Annotated in this window: 7 protein-coding genes; 4 read left to right on the top strand and 3 right to left on the bottom strand. The window is 67.0% G+C overall.

Going from position 1 to position 10,348, the window contains the following annotated elements:
- Positions 1 to 189 precede the first annotated feature (189 nt).
- The 3 genes from ABZY45_RS31830 to ngcE are packed head-to-tail and all read right to left on the bottom strand — an operon-like array spanning position 190 to position 3,528.
- The gene (locus tag ABZY45_RS31830; protein WP_356745651.1) at positions 190 to 1,062 is read right to left on the bottom strand and encodes a carbohydrate ABC transporter permease; all 873 of its coding nucleotides are present in this window, start codon (positions 1,060 to 1,062) and stop codon (positions 190 to 192) included.
- Positions 1,059 to 2,114, bottom strand: coding sequence for a sugar ABC transporter permease (locus tag ABZY45_RS31825; protein WP_356745649.1), 1,056 nt, complete (start codon positions 2,112 to 2,114; stop codon positions 1,059 to 1,061). The genes ABZY45_RS31830 and ABZY45_RS31825 overlap by 4 nt, the downstream gene beginning before the upstream one ends.
- 7 nt (positions 2,115 to 2,121) lie before the next feature.
- On the bottom strand, positions 2,122 to 3,528 hold the full coding sequence (gene ngcE / locus ABZY45_RS31820) for an N-acetylglucosamine/diacetylchitobiose ABC transporter substrate-binding protein (protein ID WP_356745647.1): 1,407 nt from the start codon (positions 3,526 to 3,528) through the stop codon (positions 2,122 to 2,124).
- Positions 3,529 to 4,319: 791 nt separating this feature from the next.
- On the opposite strand from ngcE, the gene ABZY45_RS31815 reads away from it, so the two are divergent.
- The 4 genes from ABZY45_RS31815 (at position 4,320) to ABZY45_RS31800 (ending at position 10,310) form a co-directional block, all read left to right on the top strand.
- Positions 4,320 to 8,168 (top strand): GH92 family glycosyl hydrolase, encoded by a 3,849-nt coding sequence (locus ABZY45_RS31815; protein WP_356745645.1) that lies wholly within the window; start codon positions 4,320 to 4,322, stop codon positions 8,166 to 8,168.
- Positions 8,169 to 8,363: 195 nt separating this feature from the next.
- Complete coding sequence (locus tag ABZY45_RS31810) at positions 8,364 to 8,648, top strand: hypothetical protein (protein ID WP_356745643.1); 285 nt, start codon at positions 8,364 to 8,366, stop codon at positions 8,646 to 8,648.
- A gap of 239 nt (positions 8,649 to 8,887) precedes the next feature.
- Positions 8,888 to 9,601, top strand: coding sequence for a hypothetical protein (locus ABZY45_RS31805; protein WP_356745641.1), 714 nt, complete (start codon positions 8,888 to 8,890; stop codon positions 9,599 to 9,601).
- Positions 9,602 to 9,671: 70 nt separating this feature from the next.
- Positions 9,672 to 10,310, top strand: coding sequence for a class F sortase (locus ABZY45_RS31800; protein ID WP_356745639.1), 639 nt, complete (start codon positions 9,672 to 9,674; stop codon positions 10,308 to 10,310).
- Positions 10,311 to 10,348: the final 38 nt, after the last annotated feature.

The raw sequence follows: 10,348 nt of genomic DNA, 5'->3' as shown, positions 1-10,348 counted from the left end.
TTTGTTTTTCATTCGTGTGCTCTTCCGATATTAAAATCTGCTCCTGCCCCTTACACAGGGGTCGGGCCCCGGAGAGACGTCTCTCCGGGGCCCGACCCCTGTGTAAGCGGTGAAGCAGCGGTTACGTGATGGCGCCGGCCGGCGAACCGGCGAAGCGATCCGGCCGGCCGTACGGCGCGACGGTGGGCGTCAGCGGAAGGTGCCCTGTGACACCGAACCGGCAATCCGGCGCTGGAAGATGACGTACACGACCAGTACAGGCACCACCGTGACCACGATCGCCGCGAACAGCGCGCCGTAGTCGACGTCGTAGACCTGCGAGGACGCGTACGCGGCCATCCCCTGGGTCAGGACCCACATGTCCTGGTCGGTGTTGAGCGCCACCGGCAGCAGGAACTGGTTCCACAGCCCCAGGAAGTTGAAGATCGCCACCGCGGCCATGCCCGGACTGGCCATCGGCAGCATGACCTGGAAGAACGCCCGCCAGTCACCGGCACCGTCGATCAACGCGGCCTCGTAGACGTCATGCGGCAGTGACCGGAAGAACGAATAGAGGAAGAACATCGTAAACGGCAGCGCGAACGCGACGTAGGTGAGGATCAATCCCACACGCGTGTTCAGCAACCCGAAGTTCTGCAACTGGAAGAACAGCGGCACGATCGCCAGGAAGACCGGGAACGTCAGTCCGGCCAGCATCGTGTAGTAGATCAGCCGGCGCCCGGGGAACTGGAACCTGGCCAGGATGTAGGCGCACATCGCACCCAGCAACATCACCAGGAACAACGCAGAGACAACGACGATCACCGAATTCAGGAAATACTTCCCGATGTTCGCGTCGGTCCACGCGTTCGCGTAGTTCTCGACCCTCCAGTGGTCCGGGAGCGAGAACGGCGACGACAGGATCTCGCCGGTCGACTTGAACGACGACATCAGTACCCACAGCATGGGCACGATCACGACCACGGACCATATGACCAGCAAGACGTGCGAGATCGTGGCGAACCAGCGGTCGCTGCCTGCGGTGGCTCTGACCAGTTTCCGGTCGGCGGCTATGGCGCTCACTGAGCGGCTCCCTTGGCTCCAGCACGCCGAGCCTTGAACCCACGCGCATTCTCTTTGCCCTCGCCACCGCCGGTCAGGCGGAAGACGGTGAACACCAGCGCCGCGAACACCAGGGTGACGCCGGCGAGGACGACACCCATCGCGGTGGCGTATCCGAACTGCTGCTTCGCGAAGGCGACGTTGAACAGCCGCTGGCTGATCGTCAGGGTCGAGTTGGCCGGCCCGCCGTTCGGCAACAGTGCCTGTACGTAGACGAACGCGTCCAGCGCGGCGATGCCGAGATAGATGTACGCCGTCTGCACACTGTCCCGGATCGCCGGCAGGGTGATCGAGATCGTGGTCCGGAACCGTCCGGCCCCGTCGATCCTGGCCGCCTCGTACAGCTCGGCGGGAACTCCCTTGATCGCGGCGATGAAGAGCACCGCGTAGAACCCGACGAGTCCCCAGACGAAGACGAACATCAGGGACGGCATGGCGGTCGCGACCTCGCCCAGCCAGGCGAACGCCACGAAGCCGTCAAGACCGATCTTGGTGAGGAAGCCGTTGACCAGGCCGGCGTTCGGGTCGAACATCTGCGCCCAGATCAGGCCGACGATGATCGCTGGCACGACGTAGGGGAAGAACGAGATGACCCGGTAGAACGACGCACCCCGGATCCCCCGGACGGGGCCCTTACTGGGCCCGCCCAGCGTGATGGCCACCGCGACCCCGAGGGCGAGCGTCAACGTCACCAGCGGTACGACGGCCGCCAGCAGCACCACGTTGCGCAACGCCTTCAGGAAGATGTCGTCCTCGAACATCTTGATGAAGTTGTCCAGCCCGACGAAGTTGTAGTCCGGGCTGAAGCCGCGCCAGTCCGTCATCGCCCAATAGATCGCCTGGACGAACGGCATCAGGACGAAAAGGATGAAGACGGTCAGCGGGATACCGAGGAACGCGAGGAAGAACGTCACCCGGTCGAAGGTGAGTTTGCGGCGCCCGGGACGCCCGCCGCGAGCGGCCGACTTGAGCCGGCCGCTCGTGGGTTCGGGTTTGGTGATCGTGTCACTCATCGCGCTACTAGCTGACCTTGATCTTCTCGATGGAGTCGTCTTCCCGGATCTTGTCGGAGATCTTCTGCAGAGCGGAGGTCAGACCCTTGCCGTTGATGTCGCCGGCGAGGAACGAGTTCCACGGCACCAGCTGGTCGGTGTTCATGCCGTAGGCCTCGACGAACGTGTAGTTGAAGATGTTCTCGCCCGCGGCCTCGAGCATCGTCGTCTGCGAGACGAGGGCCGTGGAGCCGTAACCGTCGGCGGGCACGGTGCCCTTGACGATCGTCGGGGCCAGCTTCGTCTTGGAGAAGTTGGCGGCCGCCTTCTCGGACAGCATCGCCCGCAGGACCTCCTTGCCGCCGGCCGGGTTCTTGCCCTGCTTGGGAACGATGAACGGCTCGCCCGCGGCCGCACGGAGCGCCTCGTAGGGGATCTTCGGCTTGTCCGTGAGCGTCATCGCCGGAACACCGGTCATCTGGAAGTCGGCCTTGGTGGCATCCTTCATCTCGTTCTCGATCCAGCCACCGGACGGGTAGAGCAGCGCCTTCTGGTCGTTGCTCCAGATCGCCTGCGCCTTCTGGAACTGGGTGCCGGAGCCGCCGGGGACGAACATCTTCTCCTTGACCATGGTCTCCATGATCTTGATGACGCCCTGGACCGCCGGGTGCGACCAGCAGCCCTTCTCCAGGTTCCCCAGCGCGATCCGGACCTCGTCGCCGCCCTCCTTGATCGCCGAGTCGATCAGGAGCGTCCTGTAGTAGGTCGCCGCTTCCTTGCCGTGGACGAAGAGGTACTTGCCCTTCTTCTTCGCCGCCTGGCCGAGGTCGAGCGCCTCGTCCCACGTCTTCGGCGGGGTCCAGCCGTTCGCCTCGAACAGCGTCTTGGAGTACCAGACGCCGTACACCGTCATCACGTAGTTGAGCGCGACGAACTTGTCCTTGAACGTGCCGGGGTCCTTGACGCCGGGGTAGACGATGTCGGCGATCTTCTTGCCCTCGTAGGTGTTGGCCTCGAGGACATCGTCGAGCTCCTCGAGCTGGTCGACAATGCCCAGGAAGCCGATCTGGTCCTCACCGGAGTTGTCGATGAGGTCCGGCGGGTTGCCACCGACGAAGCGGGGCTGCAGCTCCGGGCCGATGTCGACGACCGGCTTGACGTCGACCTTGGTGCCGGCGATCTGGGCCCCGATGACCGTGTTGACGAACTCGACGTAGTCGGTGCCGTAGCCGCCGTCGAAGATGGCCGCCTCGACCTTGGAGTTCTTGGCGACACCGAACGGATTCTTGGCACCCTTCTTGCCCTTCGGGCCGCCGCCACCGTTGTCGTTGCTGGAGGGAGAGCCACACGCAACCGCGAACGAACCCATGGCTGCCGTCGCGATCGCCCCGCGCAGGAGCGTTCGCCTGTCAAGAGAGCCGGCACGAATGGTCATCTCTGCATCCTCACTGATCGATTGGATCTATACGGTTTTGCTGCGTGTTCGGCTGCCGGGCCGGGTTGGCCCCGTGCTTGCCGCACTTCTCTTTGAGCGCGTCCTGATGTGGGTCTCCGCCTGCGATGTCGGCGGAGATGCACATCGGGTCGTTCAGCCGTCGTCTCGGAGCCGCTCAGTGGCACCGATGGTGATCACCTGAGCGATGTCGGAAAAGCGGTCGCCGCAGCCGCGGTCCGAGCGACAGTCGCGCTCCGCTTGATCAGATCGCAATGGCCTACGCCGGGGGTGGATCCCATGCTCAAGTCCTCGCCTTCTCCAGGACTCAGGCGGTGTACCGGTCACCCGTCTTGAATTCGCCTAGACGAAGGGTCCCGCCACCGCAGTCGTTGCGCTTGAGTTGTGCGGATTGCTGGATTTCCAGATGCAGTGGGGAAGTTCCGGGCCCTGCGGCAGCGACCGCTTCTCGCGCCCGCAGATGTGCCCCTCCCCCGCGCCCGCGTGCCGTTGTGAAACGTTGGTGCAGACGCCGACAGGTATAGTCCACTCGCCGCCAACTGAGCAAGATCGAACGCATGGTTGAGCGGCAGTCTTTCCCGAGTTGAGACCTCACGAACACCTCGGCACGGAGTGCCTTCTCACGGAAACGCCGCTTTCCGCAATACGGTCGAATCACCAGGACCACCCCATGCAACACCCTTGACACATCCGGCCACTTGCCTCCCTACTGGAACCCGTATCCCACGATGACAACGTTGTCCTCAGCATGCCCCCCGGGAGGAATGGCTCGTATGCAGCCCCCACGTGGTCCCCAGCAAGGCTCGCGCCCCAGACACAGCCGGTCGGCCGCGGTGCTCGCGGCCTCTCTCGTGCTGGCCCTCGCAGCCCCCGCCACGGCAGTCGCCCAGTCCGCCGGTGCCCCGCAGAAGCCGTCCGGCGACACGTCGTTCAGCTCCTCCTTCGAGGCCGACGAGAAGCAGCCGGACTGGCGCAACACCGTCGAGGAAGGCCCTGACGGGAAGAAGCGGGCATCGGGTGTCGACGGCGGATTCTCCGCCGGAATTCCGGGCAATGTCACCGATCAGGTCACAGATGTCCGCGCCAGCGGCGAGAACACCGGCGGCGGCGAGGTCAAGGAGAACCTGGTCGACGTGGAGTCCGGCACCAAGTGGCTGGCCTTCGAGTCCTCCGGCTGGGTCGAGTTCGACCTCGCCGCGCCCGTCAAGGTCGTGACCTACGCCCTCACTTCGGCCAACGACCACGACGAACGGGACCCCAAGGACTGGACGCTGAAGGGGTCCACCGACGGGAAGTCCTGGACCGATCTGGACACGCGCACCGGCCAGACGTTCTCCGAGCGCTTCCAGACCAAGTCGTACGACTTCACGGCGGACACCGCCTACCAGCACTTCCGGCTGGAGATCACGAAGAACAACGGGGCGTCCGACGCGATCCAGCTCGCCGACGTCCAGTTCTCCGACGGTGACACCTCCACCCCCGCCCCGGACGACATGCGCTCCCAGCCCGACCGCGGCCCCTCGGGCTCCCCGACCGCCAAGCAGGGCGCGGGGTTCACCGGCAAGAAGGCCCTGCGGTACGCGGGTACGCACAAGCCGGACGGCCGGGCCTACTCGTACAACAAGGTCTTCGACGTCGACACCGCCGTCACCAAGGACACCCAGCTGTCCTACCTGGTCTACCCGCAGATGACCGAGACCGATCTGGACTACCCCGCGACGCACGTGGCGGTGGACCTGGCCTTCACCGACGGCACCTACCTGAGTCAGCTGAAGGCGACCGACAGCCACGGCGGGCTGCTGACCCCGCAGGGCCAGGCCGACGCCAAGCGGCTGTACGTGAACCAGTGGAACAAGGTCGCCTCCCGCATCGGGACGGTCGCGGCCGGCAAGACGGTCGACCGGATCCTGGTGGCGTACGACTCCCCCAAGGGCTCCTCGAAGTTCCAGGGGTGGATCGACGACGTCACGATCGCCCCGAAGGCCCCGGAGAAGCGCAAGGCGCACCTCTCGGACTACGCGTCCACGGTACGCGGCACGAACTCCAGCGGCGGTTTCTCCCGCGGCAACAACTTCCCCGCCACCGCGGTCCCGCACGGCTTCAACTTCTGGACGCCGGTGACCAACGCCGGTTCCACGAGCTGGATATACGACTACGCGCGCGGCAACAACGAGGACAACCTGCCCACGCTGCAGGCCTTCAGCGCCAGTCATGAGCCGAGCCCCTGGATGGGCGACCGCCAGACGTTCCAGATGATGCCGTCGGCTGCCTCCGGCACACCCGACGCCTCCCGCACGGCGCGTGCGCTGCCCTTCCGCCACGACAACGAGACGGCGACCCCGCACTACTACGGGGTGACGTTCGAGAACGGCCTGAAGGCCGAGATGACGCCCACCGACCACGCGGCGCGGATGCGGTTCGCCTATCCCGGTGACGACGCGAGCCTGGTCTTCGACAACGTCGACAACAGGGGCGGTCTCACCCTCGACCCGGAGACCGGTTCCTTCACCGGCTTCTCCGACGTGAAGAGCGGCGGCTCGACCGGAGCCACCCGGCTGTTCGTATACGGCGTCTTCGACGCTCCCGTCACCGACAGCGGAAAGCTGAAGGGCGGCGGCGGTGACGACGTGACCGGCTTCTTCCGCTTCGACGCGGGCAAGGACCGCACGGTGAACCTGCGGCTGGCCACCTCGCTCATCAGCGTCGACCAGGCGAAGAAGAACCTGGCGATGGAACTGCCGGAGAAGGCCTCCTTCGACAAGGTGCGGAAGAACGCGCAGAAGGCCTGGGACAAGATCCTCGGCAAGGTGGAGGTCGAGGGTGCGAACGCCGACCAGCTGACCACGCTCTACTCCAGCCTGTACCGGCTCTACCTCTACCCGAACTCGGGCTTCGAGCAGGTCGACGGGAAGAGCACCTACGCGAGCCCCTTCTCGGCCCAGACCGGGACCGACACCCCGACCCACACGGGCTCGAAGATCGTCCAGGGCGAGGTCTACGTCAACAACGGCTTCTGGGACACCTACCGGACGACCTGGCCGGCGTACTCCTTCCTCAGCCCGAAGCAGGCCGGGAGGATGGTGGACGGCTTCGTCCAGCAGTACAAGGACGGCGGCTGGATCTCCCGCTGGTCCTCCCCGGGCTACTCCGACCTGATGACCGGCACCAGCTCCGACGTGGCCTTCGCCGACGCGTACGTCAAGGGCGTCGACTTCGACGCCGAGGCGGCCTACGACGCGGCGGTGAAGAACGCCACGGTGGCCCCGCCGTCCTCCGGGGTCGGGCGCAAGGGCATGGAGACCTCGGTCTTCACCGGATATGCGAACACCTCGACCCACGAGGGTCTCTCCTGGTCGCTGGAGGGCTACCTCAACGACTACGGCATCGCGCAGATGGGCCAGGCCCTCTACGAGAAGACGAAGAAGCAGCGCTACAAGGAGGAGTCCGCGTACTTCCTCAACCGGGCGCAGAACTACGTCAAGCTCTTCGACGAGAAGGCCGGCTTCTTCCAGGGCAGGAAGGCGAACGGCGACTGGCGTCTTCCCTCCGGCCAGTACGACCCCCGTGTCTGGGGATACGACTACACGGAGACCAACGGCTGGGGCTACGCCTTCACCGCCCCGCAGGACAGCCGCGGCCTGGCCAACCTCTACGGCGGGCGTGACGGCCTGGCGAAGAAACTGGACACGTACTTCTCGACGCCGGAGACCGCCGGACCCGAGTTCGTGGGCTCCTACGGCGGCGTGATCCACGAGATGACCGAGGCGCGCGACGTGCGGATGGGCCAGTACGGCCACAGCAACCAGGTCGCGCACCACGCCACGTACATGTACGACGCCGCCTCGCAGCCCTGGAAGACCCAGGAGAAGGTCCGCGAGGTCCTCGGCCGGCTGTACACCGGCAGCGAGATCGGCCAGGGCTACCACGGCGACGAGGACAACGGCGAGCAGTCGGCCTGGTTCCTCTTCTCCTCGCTCGGCTTCTACCCGCTGGTCATGGGCAGCGGTGAGTACGCGATCGGCTCGCCGCTCTTCACGAAGACCACCGTGCACCTGGAGAACGGCCGCGACCTGGTCGTCAAGGCGCCGAAGAACAGCGCCACGAACATCTATGTCCAGGGCCTGAAGGTCAACGGCAAGAAGTGGGCGTCCACTTCGCTGCCGCACGACCTGCTCGCCAAGGGCGGCGTGCTGGAGTTCGACATGGGCTCCGAGCCCTCCTCGTGGGGCACCGGCAGGAACGCGGCCCCGGTCTCCATCACGCAGGACGACAAGGTGCCCGCACCGAAGGGCGACGTGCTCAAGGGTGACGGCGCGCTGTACGACAACACCTCCGCCACCTCGGCCGCGGTCGAGTCGGTGGACCTGCCGGCCGCCGAGGGCTCGAAGGCGGTCCAGTACACCCTGACCTCCGCCACGGCGGCGAAGGCTCCCACGGGCTGGGTGCTCCAGGGATCGGCGGACGGGAAGACCTGGAAGGACCTCGACAAGCGGTCCGGGCAGACGTTCGCCTGGGACAAGCAGACCCGGGTGTTCTCGGTGGCCGCACCGGGGGCGTACGCGCAGTACAGGCTGGTGAGCACGGAGGCGGCGACGCTGGCGGAGATCGAGTTGATCTCCTGACCGCCTGATCGAGTCACGGCGCCGGGGGCGGCCACCCGCATCAGCGGGGGCCGCCCCCGGTGGCGTAGTGCCCCGCATGCTCCATCGGACCCGGACGCGCATCACCGCCCGCGCGACGGGAGCGGCCGTGGCCCTGGCCGCCCTTCTCGCTCTCGCCACCGTCCTCGCGCCGGCCGGAAGCCCGCCGGCCACGCGGTGCGCGGTACGGGGGCGCCCCTCACCCTGGTCCGCACCGCGGACGGGAGCTTCGACGGGATCAACGGACGCATCGACCGCCAGGTTCCGGGCGCAGGGGGAACCGTGCGGACGTACAGCCCCTACGACCGGACCCCCGGCAACGACACCGCCGTGATTCCGGTCGACACCTCGCCCGCCGCGCTGTGGCGCGCCCTCTCCGGCCCGGTCGCCCGGACCGCGATCGCCGCAGCCGTGGCCGTGGCGGTCGTGCACCGGAGCCGTCGGCGGCGGCGCTCCGGCTGAGTCCCGCCCCTGCCCGGGGGCCGGGAAACGGGACGGACAGGCCCCGCCCCGCGCGCCACGTCTCACACGGTGGGCCATTCGTACGGTTCCCACCGGGGAATTGCCTGTCCGCTATGGGCTAGTCAGGGTACTTTTGCGGCCTTTTGCGGTGTCCCGGCACATCTTGGCGTGGATTCATGTCATCTCTTAGGCGATCAGGTGATCAGTACGACAATCATCTCGGCTTGAAGGAGCCCTTCATGCGCATTTCCGCTTCCCTCCGCTCCCGCAGTGTCCGCGTGGGCACCACGACGGCCGCTGTGGTCGCGGTCGCCGGTGCCACCCTGGCCGGGGCCCCCGCCGCCTACGCCCTGCCCGGTGACAGCGGCGACATCGAGATCAGCTCGGTCGGCTGGCACTCGCGCGGTGACCGCGACGGCGTCGAGGTCTGCAAGTTCGTGCTCAAGGCGAGCAACTTCGAGTCCTTCCCCTCCGTCCCCTGGACGATCACCGAGCAGCCCCCGACCGTTCCCCCGGGTGACACGCTGCTGGGCACCCTCCCCCTGGTGAACGGCCAGGCCCGCAGCCAGCAGTACCTGCTCCCGGAGGGCACGTACCAGCTGGTGTGGACCGTCCCGGCGGGCCCGAAGCAGCGGAGCTTCGAGGTCGACTGCTCCCCGAGGCCGGGCCAGGGCGGCAGCCGCGGTGACAGCAACGACCGTGGTGACAGCAACGACCGTGGTTCGGAGTCGGGTACCGAGAAGAGCAGTGAGAAGAAGTCCGACGCGATCTACGAGAAGCCGTCCGGAGCGGTGCCTGCGGGCGGCGGCGGCGTCCCGGACATGGAGAGCGTCAGCTCCGAGAGCGGCTCGAACATCGGGACCTCGGCCGCGCTGGTCGCCGGAGCCGCCGGTATCGCCGGCCTGATCATGGTCCGTCGCACCGCGCGCCGCCGTGCCCGCAACGAGGTATGACGCGCGCGGCCGACGGCGGCGACGGCGACGAGGACCCAGTCGCGCCTGCCGGCTCACGATCACCCTGTGCGTGACCTTCTCGCTGGTGACCGGCGTCGTGTGGGCGGTCTCGGACTCGTCCGAGGACGCCTCGTCGGTCGCCGCCGCCCGCGGCAGCGATGCCGCGGGCGGCGGGGCGCCCCCCTTCCGGAGAGCTCCGCACGCGCCGCAGAAGAAGGTGCCGGCCTCGCACGCACCGCTGGTGCACTCCCGTCCGCTGAAGGTAGCCATCCCGGCGATCTTCATCGAGGCTCCCGTCACCGGCCTCGCCCTCGACGGGAAGGGCCGGCTGGGCGCCCCGCCGCTGAGCAAGCCCAAACTGGTGGGGTGGTACCGCAAGGGCCCTTCCCCCGGGGAGGCGGGAACCTCGCTGCTCGTCGGGCACCGGGACACGGCGACGGGGCCGGCGATCTTCCTCAATCTCAACGCCCTGCGCCGCGGTGACACCGTGAAGGTCACCCGGGCGGACAAGCGGACCGCTGTCTTCACCGTCGACGAGGTGAAGACGTACACGAAGGACAAGTTCCCGGACGACAAGGTGTACGGGGCGACCGGCCGTCCTGAGCTCCGGCTCCTGACCTGTGGTGGACGCTTCGACAAGAAGGGCGGCTACTCGGCCAACGTCGTCGTCTTCGCCCATCTCACCTCGCTGAAGAAGAAGGCTGCCTGAACCGCACGACGCCGCACGAAGCCGCACGGAACCGGCCG

It is taken from the genome of Streptomyces sp. NPDC006516 (assembly GCF_040611875.1).
Taxonomy (GTDB): domain Bacteria; phylum Actinomycetota; class Actinomycetes; order Streptomycetales; family Streptomycetaceae; genus Streptomyces.
Note: the sequence above shows the minus strand (reverse complement) of the source record. Positions and strands in the feature narration are given on the sequence as shown.